We start from the raw sequence: 21,027 nt of genomic DNA, 5'->3' as shown, positions 1-21,027 counted from the left end.
GGGATCTTGAGAACGACGCCAAAACCGCGCGAGGGACCGCGCGGTTTTGGCGTTCAGAGAAAGCACGCGGCAAGCGGCTCGATGACTTTATCGTAAGAGGCTTGCATCGAATCGAAGCAATCCTCGCACGCATCGGTACGCGAGCGCATGCGGGCGCGCGCGAGACGGAACTGCATGACCATCGCTTCGCTTGCGATCGCCTGCGCGCTCGTTTGAATCTCGACCGGCACTTCCACGCCGTGCCTGTTGAGCCAGCCGAGATACTTCGAAAGCAATTCGAAGTTCGAGCCCAACTGACGCATCACGTTGAACGTGTAGAGGTGATAGTACGCAGGATCGCGTTCGAGCAACGCGCGCAAATGCGCCGGAAATTCCGCGCGCCATTGCGCAACCGGATTCACCGTCGGACGATCCGCGAGCCGCAATGCGAGCAGGTCGACCGAGCGTTGCACGAGCGCATGGCCTTCGAGCGGGGCACGCGCGCGCTTCACGAACTCCACGTACGGAAAGAGCGCGTGCACATCGCTTGCGAGGCCGGGCATCAGACGAAACACGCCGTCGTAGTCTTCGCCCGACAACGCGAAATAGCCCGCGTTGTGGAAGTACGTGATGCGCTTCGCGTCCGTGTCGATGGCGTCGATGGCGATGGTCGTCTTCGTATGCGTCTGCCGGTACGCGGTCGCGCGCGTATCGGGCAGATAGTACGCATCCATTTCGACGACCACCATCTGCCCGCGACGCGTCTGCTCGCGCACGTGCGCTTCCAGCGTGTCGTAGATCGCGAGCTCTTGCGCCTGGAGGCCATAGAGCCGCGCGATATCGTCGAGCGAGAACTTCGGGAACGTGAACTGATCGCCCTCGAACGCCTGCGTCACCGTGAAGCTGAGTCCCGCATGCGGATCGCAGCGGTAGTGATGCAGCAGCTCGATCCACAGATCGACGTAGCAGTTGGTCTCCAGCCACACGCGCTCTTCACGATGCAGCGCGTGTTGCTGAAAGTCGCTATCCGCAGGCGTGGACGCGGCCGTCACGACTTCTGCCGGCGTGCGGGCGTTCATGCTTCCGTTCCCAGGTTCGCGAGGCCTTGCTCGATGAGCGGCGCCTTGTCGCCCCAGAGCAACTGACGCACTTTCTCGGGCCACGCGTTGACATCGAGACCGTGATGGCGGAAGAGCGCGAGCGTCGTGCGCTCCATGCCGAATCCGACGCACGCGGTATGCGCCACCTGATCGTCCGCCTGACTGATATGCCAGAGCTCGCCGAAGTGATCCTGGTGATAGTTGAACGACAGGCACGCGGTCGGGCGATCGGGCGTCGCGACGGGCACGAGCAGTTCGAACTTGAGCTGTTGCGCGCGCTGGCTATCCGCGACGATCATGCCGCCACGGCCGAAGAACGGATCGTTGGCCAGATCGATTTCGTAGGGCAGTTCGAGCATCTCGACGAGCAGCGAGCCGCGCTCGATCCACTTCTGACGGAACGCCATCACCTGTTCGGGGCTGCCGACGCGAATGTACTCGCGCATGCGGAACATCTGCATGCGGCCCGGATCGATGGACGGCTCGTGACGGAAGCAGTACGAAAACGCATCGAAGATCGCGCCGTCTGCGGCGAGCTTGCCGCGCTTCGCGACGAGCGGATAGATCGGATAGCATGCGGCCGGCGTGAGCACGAGGCGCGTGGGCTTCTGCTGATCCATCCATTCGTCGGAACGCTCTTCGTTCTCGCCGATATGCACGACCTTGTCGAGCGCTTCGAGCAGACGATGATGTCCGCGATCATTGCCCTGGAACGAATGGATCGTGCCTGCGAGATTCGGGAAGCTCTTCAGATATTCGCTGTCCTCGAAGTCGCGGCGGCGCATCGCGGGCGGAAAGCGCAGCACTTCCGCGTGTTGATCCGCGCCGAGCATCGTGATCGCTTGATTCAGGCGCTCGACGACATCCTCGAACACTTCGCTGCGGCCATAGAGACCATCTTCGCCCGTGTCGAGCAGAATGCCCGCCTCGATGAGGCGATCCCGCAAGGTCAGGTCCGACTTATCGTACGGCGCCTGCGTCTCTTGGGCTTGTTGTTGTGCTTGTTGTGCTTCGGCCTGCGCAATGGCGGCCTGTTCCGTCGGCATGTTCATCGTCAAAGAGTCCCCGTTGCGGCGCGCTGCGCAAGCAGCAGATTCGCCGTGTTCAATTCGATGCGATCGTTGCTGATCATGAGCGGCGCCGAATGCAGATCGCGCAGATGGCGCCCCACGCTGAACGGCGTGTCGCTCTTGTAGCCCGCCATGCCGGTGATCATCAGCGTCTCCTGCACGACATGCACGGCCGATTGCGAGATCGCCAGCTTCAGCATGTTGAGGTCGGCGTTGACGCCGATCGATGCCGCGAGCGGCGCGTCGTCGTCATGGCTCTGGCTCGCCTTGCGTGCCGCGCGCCCGGCGCTCGCTGCTTCGACATTCGCGAGCGATTCGCGCAAGCGCGCCTGCATCATCTTGATGAGCGTGAGCACCTGCGAGAGCCGCGCGGCCGATGGCGGCAGCGCGGGCTTGCCGCGCGCCTGATTACGGAAGAACTGATGCGCGCGGTTCGCGGCATCGCTCGCGATGCCGCACCAGACCGCGGACCACAAGGTATGCGACACGGGCAGCATGCTTTCGTCGGCGATCTTCGAAAAGGGCGTCGGCAGGATCTGTTCCGCTGTGCCGCTCGCGACGAGACGATGCCCTTCGCTGCACGTGCCGCGCATGCCGAGCGTGTCCCACGTGCCGCGCTGTTCCAGCGTGAACGTGTCGCGCGGAACGACGATCAGGACCTGATCCGAAGGCGGCGCATCCGGATGACGGCGTGCCGTCACGAGAATGGCGTCCGAATACTTGCCATACGAAATGGTCGGCGCCAGCTTCTCGATGCGAAACGCGTTGTCGACGAGATCGACCGCGCATGCGCTCGTGCGCATGTTGCCGCCGATGTTCTCTTCCGACGTCGCCGATGCGAGCAGCAATTGCTCACTCACCATGCGGGCGAGAAAGTCGCGCTGCCACGGCACGTTCACGCCATGATCGACGATGCACACGACCTGGCTCTGATGCATCGCATAGATCATCGCCGACGATGCGCAGCCTTGCGCGATGGCTTCGCACAGACGTGCAACGCCAGTCAGCGAGAGACCGTCGCCGCCGTGAATCGTCGGGATCATCGCGGAGAAGAGACGCTCTTCGCGCATCGCGGCCACGGCTTCAGCGGGGAAGCGCGCTTGTCTGTCGACCGCATCGGCGTGCTTCGACGCAACGGCGGCGACGCGTTTCGCGGCTTCGATCAGCTCGCTCTCACTGCGCGCGCCGACGCTTTGCGCGAGCTCGGCGATTTCCCGCTCCTGTGCGGGCGCGTTCATGCTGCCGCCTGTGTGCGACGCAATTCGTCGACGGCCGACGCGAGAGAGTCGACGCTCGAGAACAGGCGGCGCGTGAGCATGTGATCGGGAATCTCGATGCCGAATTCGTCTTCGATCGCGAGCATCACGTGCACCGTGGCGAGCGAGGAAAGACCGGCGGAGTAGAGATCGTCGCTGTCGGCGAGCGTGTCGATGGGCACGTCGAGACGAGCGGACTCGGCGAGGATACGGCGCAGTTCAGTTTTCATTGGGTGTGTTTTCCTTATTACCCGGCCAACGGTCAATTTAATCCGGACTGCGGCGATGAATTCTTATCGAATGCCGCATTGCTCCGAAGCGCGAAGACAGGGGTGGTGTTCATCTCTTGAAGACGCTTCACGCGCCTCCTCCCACGCACTGCCGCTTTGTTTTTGTTTGATCGTATTTAACGAATTTGCGGCCTTGTGCGTCCGTGCGATGGCGCACGGAGGGCTTCGAACAGCAATGCGGCTTTTGTGCGCGATAACTCGCACGTTATGATCCGCTTGAATTATTGAAACTCATGCCAGTCGCGCAGGGCGCAATGCAATCCGTTCCCGCAGGGACGATCTTGCAAGTTTCATGTGCGATTGAAAGGTTATTGAAAATAGCAACGCTCAGGTGAGGTAATTGGTACTGATTGCTCTGCTGCTCGTATTCATTGTTTTATTTATCGCGTGGAAAAAACGACGCGTTGCCATCTTCATCGTTGCATGCGCGGTGTTCTGGCTGCTCGGAAGCTGGCTTGCGGGGCCGCTCGTGTGGATCGCGAATTCCGCTTATGGCTCGGCGAGCGAACCGCGCTTGAAAGCGCGCACGGCAATCATCGTGCTCGGCGGCGGCACGCGCCACGATTTCTACCAGCGTCTCGTGCCCGAAGGCGACGGGATGGCTCGCATCGATCTCGCGGCATCGCTCTACAGGCGCTGCGTCGAAACGGAGAAGGCGTGCTTTGTCGTAATGAGCGGAGGCAATCCGCAGCATCATGAACAGAGCGAAGCCGATCTCTACAGCGGCTTGCTTCTCGACGCGGGCGTGAGGCGCTCGGATCTCGTCATTGAAAATCAGAGTCTCGATACATACGAGAACGCGCGCAACACGGCGAAGTTACTCCGGTCGCGGCAATACGATACGTCGGTGCTCGTTACGTCGTCGCTTCATATGCGCCGCGCTATGCTGGCGTTCGAAGCCTTCGGGGTGCATCCGCAGCCGGCGGTGGCCTCCATACGCGAACCGGATTCGCGGTGGGTGCTGCGCCCGGCAGCATTGTTCGATTCGAACCGCGCGCTGCATGAACTGGTCGGCATCGCACGGTTCTATGCCTGGCGATGCCTCGGCCTCTATTGATGGAAGACCAACTCATGAATCAACTGCTTCGAGCCATCGCATTCGCCGCGGACAAACATCGCAAGCAACGGCGAAAGGACGCGGAGGCGTCGCCGTATATCAATCATCCGATCGCGCTCGCAAACGTGCTCGCCAACGAAGGCGGAGTCGAAGATCAGCGCGTGTTGCTCGCGGCCATCTTGCACGACACGATCGAGGATACGGACACCTCGCATGACGAGCTCACGCGATGGTTCGGCGACGAGGTTGCGCGCATCGTCGCCGAAGTCACGGACGACAAGTCCTTGCCGAAGGCGGAAAGAAAGCGCCTGCAAATCGAACATGCGGCGCATATCAGTCATGCGGCACAACTCGTGAAGCTCGCGGACAAGATCTGCAATCTGCGCGATATCGTCGCGATGCCGCCTTCGGACTGGAGCGAAGAAAGAAAACGCGAGTATTTCGAGTGGGCGAAACGTGTCGTCGATCAATTGCGCGGCGCGCATGCCGGGCTCGAAGCCGTGTTCGACGACGCGTATCGGCAAGGCGTGCGTTCAGGACACGCGGCCTGACGCCAGCGCTTCCTTCAGATAACCCGCCGTGCGGCTTGCAACATGTTCCGCGATGCGTTGCGGCGCGCCTTCCACGACGATCTTTCCGCCATCCTCGCCCGCACCGGGACCGATGTCGATGACCCAGTCGGATGACGACGCGACCCGCATGTCGTGCTCCACGACGACCACGGTGTTGCCCGCATCGACGAGTCCTTGCAGTTGCGCCATCAGCCGGTCCACGTCGGCCGGATGCAGACCCGTCGTCGGTTCATCGAGAATATAGAGCGTGTCGCCGCGATGCGCCCGCTGCAGTTCCGTCGCGAGCTTGATGCGTTGCGCTTCGCCGCCCGATAGCTCCGTCGCGGGCTGCCCGAGCCGCAGATAACCGAGGCCGATGTCGCGCAGCACGGCGAGCGCGCGCATCACGTTCGGTTCATCGGCAAAAAATTCGCATGCGCTGTCGACGCTCATGCCGAGCACGTCGGCGATGTTCTTTCCGTGCCATTCGATCTCCAGCGTCTGCGGGTTGTAGCGCGAGCCATGACAGGTCGCGCACGAGGTGTAGACGCTCGGCAGGAACAGCAGCTCGACGCTCACGAAGCCTTCGCCCTCGCACGTCGGGCAGCGACCCTGCGCGACGTTGAACGAAAAGCGTCCCGCGCCATAGCGGCGTTTGCGCGCGGCGGGCGTATCGGCGAAAAGCTTGCGCACGTGATCGAAGAAACCCGTGTAAGTCGCGAGGTTCGAGCGCGGCGTGCGGCCGATCGGTTTCTGATCGACGCGCACGAGACGCCGGATCGTCTCCATGCCCGCGACAATGCGTCCGTCCCCCGATGTATTGGCGGCTGCGAACAGCGGGTCCTGCTCGTCTTCCTGCGCGTCGTCGAGCGCGCGTCCGAGCCGTTCTGCGACGAGTTCCGGCAGCGCCTGACTCACGAGGCTCGACTTGCCCGAGCCCGAGATGCCGGTGACGGTCGTGAATGCGCCGAGCGGGAAGGCCGCGTCGATGCCATGCAGGTTGTTTCGCGTAACGCCCTCCAGCCTGAGCCAGCCGCGCGGTTCGCGCGCGGCGCGTGCTTTCGCTTGCTTCGCGCCGAAGAGATGCGGGCGCGTCTGCGATGCTTCGACCGATGCGAGGCCCGCCGGCGGCCCGCTGTAAAGCACATGTCCGCCTCGTTCGCCTGCGGCCGGACCGACATCGACGAGCCAGTCCGCGCGCCGCATCGTGTTCAGATCGTGTTCGATGACGAAGAGCGAATTGCCCGCGGCCTTCAGGCGCTGCAACGCGGCGAAGAGCGCCTCGCTATCGGCGGGATGCAGGCCGGCGGACGGTTCGTCGAGTACGTACACGACGCCGAACAGTTGCGATGCAAGCTGCGTCGCGAGCCTCAGGCGCTGCAGTTCGCCGGAGGAGAGCGTCGGTGTCGCGCGATCGAGCGACAGGTAGCCGAGGCCGAGATCGATCAGCGTGCCGAGCCGCTCCAGCAGGTCCGCTGCGATGCGCTCGGCGGCGGCGCGTTTCTCGTCGGACAGATTCGCCGTTCGGCGTATATCGGGGGCGGCCTTGTGCGCGGAGCCGCCCGCCGCGACGCGCTTCGCGGTTGCGGCGACGCGGTCTTTCTTCGCGAGCGTGGAGCCGGGCGCATCGTCGCGTGCCGGCCATTCGCCGCGCGCGATGGGTGCGAGCAGATCGGCGAGACGGTTGAGCGGCAGCCGCGCGAACTCGGCGATGTCGAGCCCCGCGAAAGTCACCGACAGCGCTTCCTTCTTGAGCCGTTTGCCCTGGCACGCGGCGCAATCGTGGCCGACCATGAAGCGCGACACGCGCTTTTTCATGAGCGCGCTTTGCGTATGCGCGAAGGTATGCAGCACATAGCGGCGCGCGCCGGTGAACGTGCCCTGATAGCTCGGCTCGGCGCCGCGCTTGAGCGCCGCACGCGTTTCCTTCGGCGTGAGCCCGGCGTACACGGGTGCGGTCGGCTGCTCATCGGTGAAGAGAATCCAGTCGCGGTCCTTCTTCGGCAGGTCGCGCCAGGGTGTGTCGACGTCGTAGCCGAGCGTGACGAGAATGTCGCGCAGATTCTGCCCGTGCCATGCGGGCGGCCACGCTGCGATGGCGCGCTCGCGGATCGTGAGCGAGTCGTCCGGGACCATCGACTTTTCCGTGACTTCGTAGACGCGGCCGAGGCCGTGACACACCGGGCACGCGCCCTGCACCGTGTTGGGCGAAAAGTCTTCCGCGTAGAGCATCGGCTGTTTCGGCGGATAGCTGCCGGTGCGCGAGTACAGCATGCGAACGAGGCTCGATAGCGTCGTCACGCTGCCGACCGACGACCGCGCGTTCGGCGCGCTGCGCTGTTGCTGAAGGGCGACCGCGGGCGGCAAGCCTTCGATCGAGTCGACCTGCGGCACGCCCACTTGTTCGATGAGCCGCCGCGCATACGGCGCGACCGACTCGAAGTAACGCCGTTGCGCCTCGGCGTACAGCGTGCCGAACGCCAGCGACGATTTCCCCGATCCCGAGATGCCGGTGAAGACGACGAGCGCGTCGCGCGGCACGTCGACATCGACGTTCTTCAGGTTGTGCTCCCGTGCGCCACGAACGCGCACGAAACCTGCTCTCGATGCACTCGCGGGATCGTCGTGTTCGGCTGACTTGCGGTGGGTTTTGCGGACATCCATGAGCAGGGCGGGGTGACGGCCAGACGCGGCGCGGACGTTGAGGGGGTGAGCATTCAGCATGCCATATACCAGATGGCATTTTGCGTTACGCATCTTGCATGCGAAATGCACGCCGAACAGCAATGATTTTCGAGGAGAGGGAAAAATGAGGAAAGCTGGATTGAAGGCGTTGCTCGCGCTTGCCGCGAGCGTGACGTTAGGCGTTGCAGGCGCGGCGGTAGCGCAATCGGGCGGCAACGGCAATGGCGGCGCGGGCGGCGGCAACGCACACGGCGCGGCGACAGCAGGGCCGACTGCAGGCGGCGAAAAAACCTCCGTGCCTGACAGCACCCGTCACGAGGACGCTCATTTCAAGCACAAGAAGAAGCCGAAACCCGCGACAACCACGCCATGACCCGATGACGCCAGGGCGCTGCGAATCAGGCCGGCGCGCCTTCCACGTCGATATCGTCGGTGCCGAGGCGCGAGAAGATGTCGCACACCGCGCGCATCTCGGCTTCGTCGCGGATGCTCACGATCACGCGCGTGATTCCGCAGGCCTCGTCCGCATCGCCGCCGTCGGCGCCGAACGAGGGAAGGATGTCGTCGCCGGACATATCGAGACCGAACGGGTAGTCGTGCGTATCGACCACGCCGAGATGTTCGCCGTGGCCTGCGTATTCCGCGGCGATCCACTGTGTCTGCGCGTTGTTGCTCTGGGTTTGCGCCGCATGGAAATCGGCAAAGCCGCTCATGCTCGCCATGCGGACGCGATCGCCCGTGATGCCCTCCGCGCGCAAGTCTTCAAGTGCCTCATCCAGCTTACGGGAGTTATAGAACGCTCCGCTTACTTCACGCATCATTGCTCGTCTCCTTGCCTGCCAACCTCGATGCCGCGACTCAGTATCGCCGTGAATCCGGCGAATGGGAATACGGATGTACACCGGCTTTCGCCTGATCGATGGGCGAGGCGCGTAGAGGCGTGGTGAAACGTACAGACACGCGTGTGCGCGCGCGTCTGCGAGCCGGTGAACCGCTGTGCCCTGGCCCGCGAGTGCGCGAGAGGATGGCGAATCCAACGGATGCGGACATGGATTGGCGAGCCGGACGATGAAACCAACCCGCGCGGTCAGACGAACGAAGACCGCCGATAGCGGCTGTCGTCGCCTGGCTTGCGCGGATTCACTTCATGTGGTACTTGAACTTTACGCCGCAACAAGTGGTTTAACAACGGTTTGCTTTGGCCCCAATCGCATGATTTTCAGGGCTTTGGTGGCCTTAGCCAGTGCGCCCACGCGATTCATGATTCGCTTACTCGCTGAAACGAATGCTGCTTCTAACTCCGCGTGTGCAATGCCGCTGCATCCTGCGTGCAAAATTCGATAGTCATCGTACAAGCTGTCACGCGCCCCTATAATGGGCCGATCAGCACACCAAGATTGGCCCTTCAATGTCCCAAGCACTCGCGTCCGGCGCGCTTCGCCGCTCCCGCAATCTCACCGAGGAGGTCGTCGCCGAGTTGTCCGAGCGGATTCGCAGCGGCGCGCTTCAACCCGGCGACAAGCTGCCGACGGAATCCGAAATCATGGCGCAGCTCGGCGTGAGCCGAACGGTCGTGCGTGAATCCATTTCACGGCTGCAGGCGGCGCGGCTGGTGCAAACCCGTCACGGCATTGGCACCTTCGTGCTCCAGGCAGGCGACCAGGACCGCTTCCAGATCGAAGCTGCGGGCGATCTCACCGTGCGCGACGTGATGGCCATTCTCGAACTGCGCATCAGCCTCGAAGCAGAGGCGGCCGGTCTCGCCGCCATGCGCCGCACCGATGAAAACCTCGCGCAGATGCGTCGCGCGCTCGACGAGTTCGAGCGGCTCGTCGAAGCGGGCGAGGGCAGCGCGGTCGCAGCCGATGTCGCGTTCCATCTCGAACTCGCAAAGGCGACGGGCAACCGCTATTTCCACAGCATCCTCAGTCAGCTCGGCAATACGATCATTCCGCGCACGCGCGTCAACTCCGCGGCGCTCGCGCATAACGATCCGGGCAGCTATCTGGATCGTGTGAATCGCGAGCATGAAGATATCTACGATGCAATCGAGCGCCGCGATCCCGAAGCCGCGCGCGCGGCCATGCGCATGCATCTGTCGAATAGCCGCGAGCGGTTGCGGCGCGCGCACGAAGCATTGCCGAAGTCGCAAGACGCGGGGTGAGCGCCCACCGCTATTCGGCCCTTGAACACGTGGCGTCAGTCTTCGTCGAGCATCACTGACAGCGTTCCCGCTTCGCTTTGCACACCTGCGTCGAGATCGATCTGATGCGGCGTCATGGTCGCGATCGCGCGCAACAAACGCGGCGAGAAGCGCGCGCCGAAACGCGCAAGCTCGGCTTCGCGTGCGGCGCCGTCCGCATGAGACAGCGCGCGCAATTCGCTCAATGGCAAGCCGACGAAGAGATCGAGCGGATACGGCGGCGCGTCGGCATCGGCGGTCGTTCGCGGTGAATCGGGCGCGCGGATGCGCAAGCCCGGCTGCAGATGCGATTCGAGTTCCATCGTTACTTCGTAACCGGCTTCGGCTTCGAGTGCCGAACGCGCTTCGCTACGCAAAAACGGCGCGACGGATTGAAGGCGTGCGAGTTCTTCATCGGAGAGCAACATGAGGTTTCTCCTCGCAATTTCGATTGAAGTTATCACGCTCGCACAGTACTTGCTGACGCAAGACCGAGGTTGAAACAGACGCTGAATTCTTGCCGCGAGCGCTAAGCAATCAAGGCGTTTAGCGAACAATGGTTAATCAGGAACTCGACAAACGTTTGCTCGTTACCACCGAGTTTTTTTTCTTTAAGCGACTGATAAGGTTCGATGAGCGAAACTGACAAATTCGCCATCTTTGCGTCAACCAGGCACTCGCTCGAGCCGTTAGCTGGTCAAGCGGGCCGACCGCCCTCAAAACGTTACATCGGTTGACTGTTTTTAGCACCATCGGCGTCGCGCTTTCATTACGCTAACAAGCACTGCATTTCTTCCGATAGCCTCGTTCGAGGCGGCACCAAACCCCTTGCGTTTTCATTGCGAATCCCCGAGGGTTGAAAGGCAAACAAATTATTACCAGATATTTCGGCTGCGTTGCCGCCGAAATTCGGAGCATCGAGCATTGAAGATCCTACATAGCGAGTCCTCGACGGGATGGGGTGGCCAGGAGATCCGCACCTTGAAAGAAATGGTGGCGCTACGTGAAGGCGGTCATACCGTGGAACTGGTGTGTCCAAGCGATGCGCGCCTCGGGCACCGTTGCAGCGAACTCGGTTTCACCGTGCATCACGCGCGCATGCGTGGCGGCGGCGACATGCAATCGATGCTTCACATCAACGCGCTGTTGCGCCGCCGCCCGTTCGACGTGGTCAATACGCATAGCGGTCACGACAGTCTCGTGGCCGGCACGGCCGCACGGCTCGCACGCACGCCGCTCATCGTTCGCACGCGGCATCTCGCGCTGCCGATCTCGTCGCTCGCTACCTATACGTGGATTCCGCACCGCGTGATCGCGGTGAGTCATTACGTGCGCCGCTATCTGATTTCCGCGGGCGTCGGCGAGGAACGGGTGCAGACGATCTATGACGGCATCGTCAAGCCACAGCCCGTCGCGCATTCGACCTTGCGCGAAGAACTCGGTCTTGGACCGGACGCGTTCATCGTATGCATGGTCGCGATCATGCGTGACAAGAAGGGCCATGAAGATCTGATCGCCGCGGTGCGTCCGCTGCTCGACACCTATCCGCACCTGCACGTCGTGATGGCGGGCGATGGCGATCTTTACGTTCGTGTCAAAGGCATCGTGGATAGCCTCGGTCTCGCGCATCGCATCCATTTGCTGGGCTTTCGCACCGACGTGCAGAACATCTTTCGCGGCTCCGATCTTTTCGTGCTGCCTACGCATCAGGAAGCGCTCGGCCAGGCATTCATCGAGGCGATGGACGCAGGATTGCCGGTCATCGGCACGTGTGTCGATGGCGTGCCCGAACTCATCGAAGACAACGTGAATGGCTTGCTTGTGCCGCCGCATGATCCGGTTGCGTTGCGCGAGGCGATCGCGCGCATGATAGATGATCCGGCTTTGCGTCAGCGCCTTCAACGCGAAAGCGTGCGCATCACCGAACGCGGCTTCACGGTCGGCGAAATGGCGAATGAAACGGCGCTCTTCTATCGACGTGCCCTGGAAGAGCGGGGGCATCGCCAATGAGCCGGAAGCAGGCACGCGCCGTTCCCGTGCTGATGTACCACCACGTCAGCACGTCGCCCGGCATGATCACCGTGACGCCCGGGCATTTCGCGGCGCAAATGGATTATCTGGCGAACGCCGGTTATCGGACGATCGGCTCGGCGCAGCTCGCGGCGTTTCTGAGCGGCGAGGACATGCCGTCGAAATCGATCGTCATTACTTTCGACGATGGCTATCTCGACAACTGGGTGCATGCACATCCGGTGTTGGAGCGCCACGGCTTCACGGCATTGTGCTTTCTCGTAAGCAGCTGGCCGGGCGAGGCCGGCGTGCGCCCGAATGCAGCGAACGCGGGCGCGGCGTTGCCGTCTTTGCTGGATCATCACGCAGGCGAGCGCGCAATCGAAAGCGGTCGCGCCGACGATGCCATCCTGCGCTGGTCGGAAATCGAAGCGATGCGCAATGCCGGCACGTTCGAATTCCATAGCCACACGCATACGCATGTGCGCTGGGATCGGGTCGCGGGCTCGCCGGGCGAGAAGCGCGAGCGTCTGCATGACGATCTGCATGCGGCGCGTTCCGCATTGCGCACGCGCCTCGGCGAAGTCTCCGATCATCTGTGCTGGCCACAAGGTTATTACGACGACGACTATCGCGAAGTGGCGCTGAACGCGGGCTTCAGGCACTTCTATACGTGCCATACGGGCACGAACATCAGCGCGAATCCGCTCGATCGGAACGCATGCGTTGATGCCGAGCGCACCATCAAACGACTCGAAGTGCGCGATCGTCCGGCTTCGTGGCTTGCGTCGCGCTTATGGGTCCACACGCGGCCGGCCATCAGCCGTGCCTATCTGAAAATCAAGCGTTGAATCAGGCGCGATGCGATGCCACGAAAGCGGCGATCGCATCGTTCACTGCGTCGGCCGCATCGCGATGCGGCGAGTGTCCGCACTGCGTCAGCTTGACGAGTCGCGCATGTGGAACGGCCGCCTCGATCGCGTCCAGTTGCCGCATCGACGCATATTCGTCGTCATAGCCTTGTATCGCAAGTAACGGGCGAACGATCGACGCTATCTCTTCCGTGATGTTCCAATGCAAAAACGCGGGATTCAGCCAGGCGTCGTTCCAGCCGTAAAAGGCTGAATCCACGTCGTCGTGATAAGCCCGCAGCTTTTCCCTGAACGATGCCGTCTCATACGTGCTGCGGGCCTTCTCGATACCTTCCACCGTCATCGTTTCCACGAACATGTGCGGCGCCATGACGGCCAGACCGGCGAGCGCTTCGGGGAAGGCGCTCGCGTACAGGAGCGCAATGGTGCCGCCATCGCTATGGCCGATGAGCCACATGCGCGATCGTTCTTCAGCGCCGATGCCGAGTGCATCGAGCAATGCGGGCAGCACGTCATGCGCTTGCCGATGCAGGAATTCGACTGGCCACTTTTCTTCGGGCCGGCGCGGAGTGGAGCGCCCGTAGCCGGGCCGCGAATAAACGAGACCACGGCAAGCGAGGCGATCGCATAGCATTTGCGGCCAGCCTTTCCACAGCGCGATCGATCCCAGACCTTCATGCAGGAACAATGCGATGGGCGCATCGGCGCGCTCTGCATTCAACCATTGATATTCGATGCGCACCGGATAAGCGCCGCTGCTCAATTCGACGAAGCGGGTCATGTCGATGCCTGTTGCCGGATGGTTCATGGATGTTTGAAGGCTGAATTCCGAACGACAGAGATTAGCAGACGCCAACTCACGAGTCGCGAATAAAACCCGACCCGTCGATGCATCATTCACGGACGCGCGGCGCATTAAAGATACGTCAGATTTATTTCACTGGACGCCGATGAACTTTTTCTGCGAAAGTGATTCGTAAGGAATTCGCCGCACTGCAGCGTAGGTACGATCCCCTTTTTATTCATTGCGTCGGCATGGAAGGCGCGCTGGTTTGCTTATGGAGAAAAATGCATGAATCGACCGAAACGAATGCTTCTGGAAAACATTGCCTGGGCGCGCGAAACCGCGCATGCGGATGCCCAATTCTTCCCGCGCCTCGCGCAAGGGCAAAGCCCGAAGGTGCTGTGGATCGGTTGCGCGGATAGCCGCGTGCCGGCCGAAACGGTGACCAACGCCAATCCCGGCGATCTCTTCGTTCATCGCAACATCGCGAACCTGTTTTCTCCTTCCGATGACAACACGATGAGCGTGCTCGAATACGCGGTGCGCGTGCTGAAAGTCGATCATGTGATCGTATGCGGCCATTACGGATGCGGCGGCGTGCGCGCCTCGCTATTGCCGCAATCGAGCGACTTGCCGCACGTGAATCGCCGTATCGCACCGTTGTGCGCATTGGGCGAGCGCCATCGCGCGGAACTCGACACATTCGCCGAGCTCGACACGCGCGCAAATCGCCTCGCCGAACTGAATGTGCTGGAGCAAGTGCGCCTCTTGCGGCAACACGCGGTCGTGCGTGATCGCGCCGAGCCGCCGCTCGTTCATGGCTGGATCTTCGGCCTGCATGACGGCCTCATCGACGTGCTCGCTTCCGGGTATGCGGAAGAGGCCGGGACACAAGACACTGCGCGCGCGCAGGTCGTATCGCTTCAGGCCGCTTAGTCGGCTGTTTCCCCTCGATAGCTTGTCGATGCGAAGTCGCTCCCGCGGCATTCGCAGGCCCCAACTCGTTCGAAAAAAATTCATGAATCAAGCTAACCGTCTGGCCACTTTTCCGCGCGATGTATTCGCGGGCACTGTCGTGTTTCTCGTCGCGATGCCGCTATGTCTCGGTATCGCCAATGCATCGGGCGTCGAGCCGTTTGCCGGGCTTTTGTCGGGCATCATCGGCGGGCTCGTCGTCGCGTTGTTGAGCGGCTCGCAATTGAGCGTGAGCGGTCCGGCCGCGGGTCTCATCGTGATCGTCGTCGATGGCATTGCCAGGCTCGGGAGCTTCTCCGCGTTTCTCCTTGCTGTACTGCTTTCCGGCGCAATCCAGTTCGGCTTCGGCATGTTGAAAGCGGGGCGCTTTGCGGCGTATGTGCCTTCGTCGGTGATCAAAGGCATGCTCGCCGCCATCGGCCTTCTGCTCGTCATCAAGCAGATTCCGCTCGCCGCGGGTTTCGCCAATCACGGCGCGCCCGCTGCGAGCGGTCCCGGCATGCTCGCCACGCCGTTCGGTCCCGTATCGATGGCGGCGTGCATCGTGGCCGTCGTATCGCTCGCCATGCTGGCCGCCTGGGAGACGCGCGCGATGCGCCGCTTCGCGCTCGTGCGCGCCGTGCCCGCGCCGCTCGCGGTGGTCGCGTTCGGCATCGGCATGACGCTGTTGCTCGATCTGTTCGCGCCGGGGTTCGCTCCGCCCGCCCAACATCGCGTCGCGTTGCCGTCGCTTGAAACGTTTGCGGCGCTCACGAATGCGCTCGAATTGCCGAACTTCTCCCAACTCGTTAATCCCGATGTGTGGCGTCTTGCGTTGACGCTCGCGATCGTCGCGAGCCTCGAAACGCTCCTGAGTCTGGAAGCGGTCGAGCAGCTCGATCCCAAGAAGCGCGCGGCGCATCCGGATCGCGAACTGAAGGCGCAAGGCATCGGCAACATGATGGCCGGTGCGATCGGCGCTTTGCCGATCACCTCGGTGATCGTGCGCAGCTCCGCGAACGTGCATGCGGGCGCGCAGAGCCGCTGGTCGTCGTTCGTGCATGGCGTGCTGTTGCTCGCGAGCGTGTTCGCGCTGACGAGCGTGATCAACCTGATCCCGCTCGCCTGTCTCGCGGCGATCCTGATCTTCACGGGCCTCAAGCTCGCGAAGCCTTCGCTGTTCGCGGCGGTCGCGAAGCAGGGCATCGACCGCTTCGCGCCGTTCGTCGTCACGATTGCGGGCGTATTGCTGACGGATCTGTTGATGGGCATTCTGCTTGGCATTGCGTGCAGTCTCCTGCTCGCGTTCCGCGCGAACCTCAAACGTCCGATCACAATTGCGCAGCACGACGATCATTACCTGCTGTCGTTCCGCAAGGATGTCTCATTCCTCGGCAAAGTCACGCTCAAGCATCATCTGCGCACGATTCCCGATGGCGCCACGGTGATCTTCGATGCCTCGCGAGCGGACTATATCGATCCCGACGTGCGCGAGGAAATCGACAAGTTCGTGACTGCCGCGCCTTCGCGAAACATGCATGTCGAATGCCGAAAGCTGCCGCTTACCTCGGCGGAAACAGGCATGTCCGCCTTGCGCGGGAAATGGCTCGGATTCACGAGACAGGGCATGACGTCCGAGTGAGCGAGCGCGAGATCAACCGGGCGTCGACGGCGTCAATTCACCGGCCATCCGGCGTTGCCCGACTGTTTCTCGGATGAAAATAGTTCGGGCAACTATTCTTCGAACTCAGGACACGATGGAAATCGAAAACCCGTCCCAGCCTTTGCTTCCCACCGTCTGAATCGCCGTGGAGCACACGTCTTTTTCTGCGGCGAGCATATCGAAGAACGCGCGCACGCCGACGACGGCCGGGTCGCTATTTTGAGCCTCCGTCACGCGGCCGCCGCGAACCACATTGTCCGCGACGATCACGGTTCCTGGCCGGCTGAGGCGCAAGACGAGGCGCAGGTACGCGGGATAACTTTGCTTGTCGGCATCGAGAAAAACGAAGTCAAACGGCGGAATGCCGTCGCGCACGAATGCCTGCATCGTATCCACTGCATCTCCGACGATCACCGACACGACGCCCGATAAGCCCGCACGCTCGATATTCCTGCGCGCGACATCAGCATGGTGCTCGACGGCTTCGAGCGTGAGCAGCGTCCCGTCTTCGGGCAGGGCGCGCGCGAGCCAGATCGTGCTGTAGCCGCCGAGCGTGCCGAGTTCGAGAATGCGCCGCGCCCCGCGCAGGCGCGCGAGCATGTTCAGCAGTTTGCCCTGATTCGGCGCGACGTTGATCGTGGGCAGGCCTGCTTCCACGCTGGATTTCAAGGCCGCATCGAGCGATTCGTCCGGTGTTTGCGTCCGCTCGCACAGGTACTCGTCGACTGCCATCCATTGCTGCTCGTCCATCGCATCTCCTTTGCGGTTGCCTTTGCCGCTGCCGTTTCCGTAGTGACGCTCACGACACGATACAGCACGCGCACGGGCTGATACAAAGCGCTTTATCGCGATGCCATCACGCTGCAATGAAAGTGACATCATGGTTTCATGAAGCAGCGGCTTTGACAGCGCCGGCCGATTTGCGACGCATGTCATGTCCGAGTTGATCGACGGTCAATCGTATAGCATCTATCAACGCCCGCGCTGCCGGCGACGGAGTGCCACCCGCGCGCATCGTGAGGCCGATATCGCGCCGTGTGTTGTGCAGCGGCACATCCATCACGACGAGCTGGCCCGATTCGCATTCGTAGTGCAACTGTTGCGCTGATACGGCAGCGAGCATATCCGTGTGCGTCAACAAACCGCGAATGACGGCGAGGTCCGCCGTTTCGACGGTGGGCATCGGCGGCTTCAGCTTCCAGCGTCTGAACTGCGCTTCGAACAAGCCGCGCGCAGGAGCCTGACTGCGCGGCAGAATCCATTGCGCGGAGATCAGATCCTTGAGCGTCAATCCGCTCGCGCTCGCAAGCGGATGCCCGCGCCCCGCGATCACGACGATGTCTTCGGACATGAGGGGTTCGTTCACGAGCCCGCTCGACGCATCGTTGTGCCGCAGCGCGCCGAGCACGAAGTCGATATCGCCGGCGCGCAATCCCGCGACGAGCGTTTCATAAGCGCTCTCGTCAGTCACGATGCGCACGCCTGGATATTGCGCGGCGACGCGCGCGATTGCACTCGGCAGGATCAGCGTTCTGCCGAGGGGCAGCGAGCCCACCGTGACATAACCTTGTATCGTGCCGCGCAACGCCGCGAGATCGTCGGGAATATGGCGCAATTCGTTCAGTGCGCGGCGCACGTGCAGCACGAAGGTCTCGCCTTCGCTCGTGAGCAGAAGCCCGCGCGGGCTTCGATAAAACAATTGCATTCCGGCGCCCGTCTCCATGATGCGGATCGCGCTGCTCACGGCCGGCTGACTGAGTCCCAGGGTCTGCGCCGCGCTCGGCATGTGCCGATGTCGCGCGAGTGCGGAGAACAATTGCAGACGCCGTGTGTTGAGCAGGAACGCGGGGAGCGTGCCCCCGGTTGCGGTTCTTCTGCGTGATTGACGCGTTGCGCACCATTGCGCCAGTTCCTCCAGCTCGCCGAAGATGCGCTGGCAACGCAACAGCACCGCGCGACCGGCGGGCGTGGGCAACATGCCTGACGGACGGCGTTCAAGCAGGGTTTCGCCCACCGACGCTTCGAGTTCTTGCAGCGAACGCGTTACGGCCGATTGCGCGCGGAATAATGCAGCGGCGGCACGAGTGGCGCTTCCGGTTTGCGCGACGAGCCGGAATGCGCGCAAGTAGCCGAGGTTCAGCAGTTCGCGATTGTCCATATCCGAAAGGCGATCGAATGCGCAGGCTATCAGTTTAATTTATCGCATCGTCACGCCCATATCAGAGGGGTGCGCTCACTGAAAGCTAATTCTCGCGCCGATCGTGAAGTTATGTATTGAACTTTCATAACGCGCTATTCAGTGTTCGGGGGGTAGCGCCATGTATCGACATATCGTCGATGAGCGAGGCGGTGTTGTTCCAATCGCCCGAGCTGTCCTTGATGCCCGCGATTGCATCGGGATAAGCTTTGAGCAGGCGCTCGATCAGCGTCAGGCTCAGGCCGACTTGCGAGACGGGCGGGATGTGATAGAGATAGATCTTCAGACGCGCATCGCCGATTGCTTCGATCACGCTCGCATACGCACGAAACAGTCCTTCGTCGCTCACGCCTTTGTAGTATCTCCTTTACGGTCCTTTGCGATGGAAGCCAGTATCGCCGTGCGTCAAGCATCGAAGAACCGGGGGCCGCTTGCTTCAAACGCAAAAATTTTTTATGTCTTGTGGTCGGTCGCGTGGAGCGTAAAAAAGGCCACTCGTAGGTGGCCTGGCAACGACTCGATTGAACGCCGACGTCATCGCCGCGGTGTCACGCCTCGCGTTTGCGTTGCGCGCAGAAAGTCGAAATCGACGCCTTTATCCGCTTGCGTCACCGTGTCATAAAACAGCTTGCGATAACCGCGGTCCGCAGTCGGCACTGTCACAGGCGTTGCTTTCGCGCGTGCTGCAAGTTCTTCATCGCTGATCAGCAGGCTGATTTCGCGTTTGGACACGCTAAGGCGAATGCGGTCGCCCGAGCGGACATGCGCGAGCGGCCCGCCGACGGCCGCTTCCGGTGTGACATGAAGAACGATAGTGCCGAAGGCCGTGCCGCTCATGCGTCCATCCGAGATGCGCACGATATCCTTCACGCCCTTGACCGCGAGCTTGCGCGGAATCGGGATATAGCCCGCCTCGGGCATGCCCGGCGCGCCTTTAGGACCGATGTTCTTCAGCACGAGAATATCGTCGCCCGTGACGTCGAGATCGTCGGAGTCGATGCGCGCCGCGAGATCCGCGCCATTCTCGAACACGACCGCGCGTCCTTCGTGCTCCATCAGCTTCGCATCCGCCGCCGACTGTTTGATGATCGCGCCGCCCGGTGCGAGATTGCCTTCGAGCACCGCGATGCCGCCTTGCGGAAAGATCGGCTTATCGAACGGACGCACGACATCCTGCTCGAAAGCGGACCCGGCCGCTTCGATTTCTTCGCCGAGCGTGCGGCCCGTGACGGTCAGCGCGTCGAGGTTCAGAAGCGGCTTCAACTCACGCAGGAGCGTCGCCATGCCGCCGGCCTTGTGAAAGTCTTCCATGTAATGCGAGCCCGAAGGCTTCAGATCGACGAGCACCGGCGTCTCGCGCCCCATGCGATCGAGTGCCTTCAAGTCGACGTCATAACCCATGCGTCCGGCGATAGCAGTGAGATGCACAATGCCATTGGTCGAGCCGCCGATCGCGAGCAGCACGCGCATCGCATTTTCAAATGCTTCCGCCGTAAGGATCTTGTCGATCGTGAGGTTATCGCGCGCTATCTGCACCGCTTGCGTGCCGGTCATCTCGGCGATGCGCATGCGATCCGACGTCACCGCCGGCGGCGATGCGCCGCCCGGCACCGTCATGCCGAGCGCTTCGGCGATGCACGCCATCGTGCTCGCGGTCCCCATTACCGAACAGGTGCCCACGCTCGCGACGAGCTGATTGTTCACCGCGGCGATCTCGGCTTCGTCGATTTCCTCAGCGCGAAAACGGCCCCAATAGCGGCGGCAATCGGTGCACGCGCCGACACGCTCGCCGCGATGCGCGCCCGTGAGCATCGAGCCTGTGATGAGCTGAATGGCCGGAATGCCCGCCGATGCCGCGCCCATCAGTTGCGCCGGCACCGTCTTGTCGCATCCGCCGATCAGCACGACCGCGTCCATCGGTTGCGCGCGAATCATTTCTTCCGTATCGATCGACATCAGATTGCGCAAGTACATGCTCGTCGGCTGCGAGAACGATTCGGCGATCGATATCGTCGGGAAATCCATCGGCAGGCCGCCTGCGAGCATCACGCCGCGCTTCACGGCCTCGATGAGTTGCGGCGCGTTGCCATGACAAGGGTTATAAGCACTGCCTGTATTGACGATGCCGATCACCGGGCGATCGAGCGCGCTGTCGGTATAACCCGCGCCTTTGATGAATGCCTTGCGCAGAAAGAGCGAAAAGCCGCTGTCGCCATAGCTCGTCAGCGATTTGCGCAGGCCGCCCGGTTGCGTGGGCTCGTCGCCGGGCTTTTTATTGAACGTATCTGTCATGGCTGCACTACCGTCGAGTGAGCGTTGAATGTCTCCGTGCCTTGATTATCGCGGCTTTGGCAGGCTTTGAGCGCACGTGGCGTTT

General features: G+C 62.1%; 19 protein-coding genes and 1 pseudogene. 8 read left to right on the top strand and 12 right to left on the bottom strand.

The window, feature by feature from the left end; genetic code table 11:
* Nucleotides 1–53 precede the first annotated feature (53 nt).
* Genes AWB75_RS18795 through AWB75_RS18780 form a run of 4 tightly spaced genes read right to left on the bottom strand, consistent with a single transcriptional unit; the run spans nt 54 to nt 3,635 of the window.
* Nucleotides 54–1,058: a DUF1839 family protein gene (locus AWB75_RS18795; protein WP_061125588.1), complete on the bottom strand. Its 1,005-nt coding sequence runs from the start codon at nt 1,056–1,058 to the stop codon at nt 54–56.
* Entirely contained in the window at nt 1,055–2,131 is a 1,077-nt protein-coding gene (locus tag AWB75_RS18790) for an amino acid--[acyl-carrier-protein] ligase (RefSeq protein ID WP_087086681.1), read from the bottom strand. Before AWB75_RS18790 ends, AWB75_RS18795 begins: the two co-directional genes overlap by 4 nt.
* Nucleotides 2,132–2,133: 2 nt before the next feature.
* Nucleotides 2,134–3,387 (bottom strand): acyl-CoA dehydrogenase family protein, encoded by a 1,254-nt coding sequence (locus AWB75_RS18785; RefSeq protein ID WP_061125587.1) that lies wholly within the window; start codon nt 3,385–3,387, stop codon nt 2,134–2,136.
* A complete protein-coding gene (locus AWB75_RS18780; protein ID WP_061125586.1) occupies nt 3,384–3,635 on the bottom strand; it encodes an acyl carrier protein in 252 nt (83 codons plus the stop codon). Before AWB75_RS18780 ends, AWB75_RS18785 begins: the two co-directional genes overlap by 4 nt.
* Before the next feature lie 400 nt (nt 3,636–4,035).
* On the opposite strand from AWB75_RS18780, the gene AWB75_RS18775 reads away from it, so the two are divergent.
* Nucleotides 4,036–4,752: a YdcF family protein gene (locus tag AWB75_RS18775; protein ID WP_061125585.1), complete on the top strand. Its 717-nt coding sequence runs from the start codon at nt 4,036–4,038 to the stop codon at nt 4,750–4,752.
* 14 nt (nt 4,753–4,766) lie between these two features.
* Nucleotides 4,767–5,303, top strand: coding sequence for an HD domain-containing protein (locus tag AWB75_RS18770; protein WP_061125633.1), 537 nt, complete (start codon nt 4,767–4,769; stop codon nt 5,301–5,303).
* On the opposite strand, the gene AWB75_RS18765 is transcribed toward AWB75_RS18770, so the two are convergent.
* Complete coding sequence (locus tag AWB75_RS18765; protein WP_061125634.1) at nt 5,286–7,967, bottom strand: excinuclease ABC subunit UvrA; 2,682 nt, start codon at nt 7,965–7,967, stop codon at nt 5,286–5,288. The two genes, AWB75_RS18770 and AWB75_RS18765, sit on opposite strands and share 18 nt — an antisense overlap.
* A 145-nt stretch (nt 7,968–8,112) precedes the next feature.
* On the opposite strand from AWB75_RS18765, the gene AWB75_RS18760 reads away from it, so the two are divergent.
* A complete protein-coding gene (locus AWB75_RS18760; RefSeq protein WP_061125584.1) occupies nt 8,113–8,361 on the top strand; it encodes a hypothetical protein in 249 nt (82 codons plus the stop codon).
* A 25-nt stretch (nt 8,362–8,386) separates the two neighbouring features.
* Here the strand turns inward: AWB75_RS18760 and AWB75_RS18755 are convergent, their stop codons facing one another.
* Nucleotides 8,387–8,809 (bottom strand): hypothetical protein, encoded by a 423-nt coding sequence (locus AWB75_RS18755; RefSeq protein ID WP_061125583.1) that lies wholly within the window; start codon nt 8,807–8,809, stop codon nt 8,387–8,389.
* A gap of 587 nt (nt 8,810–9,396) precedes the next feature.
* On the opposite strand from AWB75_RS18755, the gene AWB75_RS18750 reads away from it, so the two are divergent.
* Nucleotides 9,397–10,152, top strand: a complete 756-nt coding sequence (locus AWB75_RS18750) for a FadR/GntR family transcriptional regulator (RefSeq protein WP_061125582.1) — start codon at nt 9,397–9,399, stop codon at nt 10,150–10,152.
* A gap of 35 nt (nt 10,153–10,187) precedes the next feature.
* Here AWB75_RS18750 and AWB75_RS18745 read toward each other — a convergent pair whose 3' ends face one another.
* A complete protein-coding gene (locus AWB75_RS18745; protein ID WP_061125581.1) occupies nt 10,188–10,598 on the bottom strand; it encodes a hypothetical protein in 411 nt (136 codons plus the stop codon).
* 496 nt (nt 10,599–11,094) lie between these two features.
* On the opposite strand from AWB75_RS18745, the gene AWB75_RS18740 reads away from it, so the two are divergent.
* Both AWB75_RS18740 and AWB75_RS18735 read left to right on the top strand, forming a co-directional pair.
* Nucleotides 11,095–12,180, top strand: coding sequence for a glycosyltransferase (locus AWB75_RS18740; protein WP_061125580.1), 1,086 nt, complete (start codon nt 11,095–11,097; stop codon nt 12,178–12,180).
* Nucleotides 12,177–13,031, top strand: coding sequence for a polysaccharide deacetylase family protein (locus AWB75_RS18735; protein WP_061125579.1), 855 nt, complete (start codon nt 12,177–12,179; stop codon nt 13,029–13,031). Before AWB75_RS18740 ends, AWB75_RS18735 begins: the two co-directional genes overlap by 4 nt.
* 1 nt (nt 13,032) lies before the next feature.
* Here the strand turns inward: AWB75_RS18735 and AWB75_RS18730 are convergent, their stop codons facing one another.
* Nucleotides 13,033–13,833: an alpha/beta fold hydrolase gene (locus AWB75_RS18730; protein WP_235012153.1), complete on the bottom strand. Its 801-nt coding sequence runs from the start codon at nt 13,831–13,833 to the stop codon at nt 13,033–13,035.
* Nucleotides 13,834–14,124: 291 nt separating this feature from the next.
* Between AWB75_RS18730 and AWB75_RS18725 the strand changes: the two genes are divergently transcribed.
* Both AWB75_RS18725 and AWB75_RS18720 read left to right on the top strand, forming a co-directional pair.
* Nucleotides 14,125–14,772 (top strand): carbonic anhydrase, encoded by a 648-nt coding sequence (locus AWB75_RS18725; RefSeq protein ID WP_061125577.1) that lies wholly within the window; start codon nt 14,125–14,127, stop codon nt 14,770–14,772.
* An 82-nt stretch (nt 14,773–14,854) separates the two neighbouring features.
* Nucleotides 14,855–16,432 carry a SulP family inorganic anion transporter gene (locus AWB75_RS18720; RefSeq protein ID WP_061125576.1) on the top strand — a complete coding sequence of 526 codons (1,578 nt, stop codon included), beginning with the start codon at nt 14,855–14,857 and terminating at the stop codon, nt 16,430–16,432.
* A 105-nt stretch (nt 16,433–16,537) separates the two neighbouring features.
* On the opposite strand, the gene AWB75_RS18715 is transcribed toward AWB75_RS18720, so the two are convergent.
* From AWB75_RS18715 to AWB75_RS18700, 4 genes and pseudogenes are all read right to left on the bottom strand, one after another.
* Nucleotides 16,538–17,203: an O-methyltransferase gene (locus AWB75_RS18715; RefSeq protein WP_061125575.1), complete on the bottom strand. Its 666-nt coding sequence runs from the start codon at nt 17,201–17,203 to the stop codon at nt 16,538–16,540.
* A gap of 136 nt (nt 17,204–17,339) precedes the next feature.
* The gene (locus AWB75_RS18710; protein WP_061125574.1) at nt 17,340–18,611 is read right to left on the bottom strand and encodes a LysR family transcriptional regulator; all 1,272 of its coding nucleotides are present in this window, start codon (nt 18,609–18,611) and stop codon (nt 17,340–17,342) included.
* Between the two features lie 157 nt (nt 18,612–18,768).
* A pseudogene (locus AWB75_RS18705) lies at nt 18,769–19,011 on the bottom strand (dihydrodipicolinate synthase family protein); the annotation flags it as partial.
* 173 nt (nt 19,012–19,184) lie between these two features.
* Nucleotides 19,185–20,942: an IlvD/Edd family dehydratase gene (locus AWB75_RS18700; RefSeq protein WP_061125572.1), complete on the bottom strand. Its 1,758-nt coding sequence runs from the start codon at nt 20,940–20,942 to the stop codon at nt 19,185–19,187.
* Nucleotides 20,943–21,027: the final 85 nt, after the last annotated feature.

The organism is Caballeronia catudaia, assembly GCF_001544755.2.
GTDB classification, from domain to species: domain Bacteria; phylum Pseudomonadota; class Gammaproteobacteria; order Burkholderiales; family Burkholderiaceae; genus Caballeronia; species Caballeronia catudaia.
This window is presented reverse-complemented; position numbering and strand designations above follow the sequence as displayed.

Coding starts and splice junctions, on each gene's coding strand:
- AWB75_RS18795 (WP_061125588.1), bottom strand. CDS start 1,058: ATGAACGCCCGCACGCCGGCAGAAGTCGTGACGGCCGCGTCCACGCCT.
- AWB75_RS18790 (WP_087086681.1), bottom strand. CDS start 2,131: ATGAACATGCCGACGGAACAGGCCGCCATTGCGCAGGCCGAAGCACAA.
- AWB75_RS18785 (WP_061125587.1), bottom strand. CDS start 3,387: ATGAACGCGCCCGCACAGGAGCGGGAAATCGCCGAGCTCGCGCAAAGC.
- AWB75_RS18780 (WP_061125586.1), bottom strand. CDS start 3,635: ATGAAAACTGAACTGCGCCGTATCCTCGCCGAGTCCGCTCGTCTCGAC.
- AWB75_RS18770 (WP_061125633.1), top strand. CDS start 4,767: ATGAATCAACTGCTTCGAGCCATCGCATTCGCCGCGGACAAACATCGC.
- AWB75_RS18765 (WP_061125634.1), bottom strand. CDS start 7,967: ATGGATGTCCGCAAAACCCACCGCAAGTCAGCCGAACACGACGATCCC.
- AWB75_RS18760 (WP_061125584.1), top strand. CDS start 8,113: ATGAGGAAAGCTGGATTGAAGGCGTTGCTCGCGCTTGCCGCGAGCGTG.
- AWB75_RS18755 (WP_061125583.1), bottom strand. CDS start 8,809: ATGATGCGTGAAGTAAGCGGAGCGTTCTATAACTCCCGTAAGCTGGAT.
- AWB75_RS18750 (WP_061125582.1), top strand. CDS start 9,397: ATGTCCCAAGCACTCGCGTCCGGCGCGCTTCGCCGCTCCCGCAATCTC.
- AWB75_RS18745 (WP_061125581.1), bottom strand. CDS start 10,598: ATGTTGCTCTCCGATGAAGAACTCGCACGCCTTCAATCCGTCGCGCCG.
- AWB75_RS18735 (WP_061125579.1), top strand. CDS start 12,177: ATGAGCCGGAAGCAGGCACGCGCCGTTCCCGTGCTGATGTACCACCAC.
- AWB75_RS18730 (WP_235012153.1), bottom strand. CDS start 13,833: ATGACCCGCTTCGTCGAATTGAGCAGCGGCGCTTATCCGGTGCGCATC.
- AWB75_RS18725 (WP_061125577.1), top strand. CDS start 14,125: ATGAATCGACCGAAACGAATGCTTCTGGAAAACATTGCCTGGGCGCGC.
- AWB75_RS18720 (WP_061125576.1), top strand. CDS start 14,855: ATGAATCAAGCTAACCGTCTGGCCACTTTTCCGCGCGATGTATTCGCG.
- AWB75_RS18715 (WP_061125575.1), bottom strand. CDS start 17,203: ATGGACGAGCAGCAATGGATGGCAGTCGACGAGTACCTGTGCGAGCGG.
- AWB75_RS18710 (WP_061125574.1), bottom strand. CDS start 18,611: ATGGACAATCGCGAACTGCTGAACCTCGGCTACTTGCGCGCATTCCGG.
- AWB75_RS18700 (WP_061125572.1), bottom strand. CDS start 20,942: ATGACAGATACGTTCAATAAAAAGCCCGGCGACGAGCCCACGCAACCG.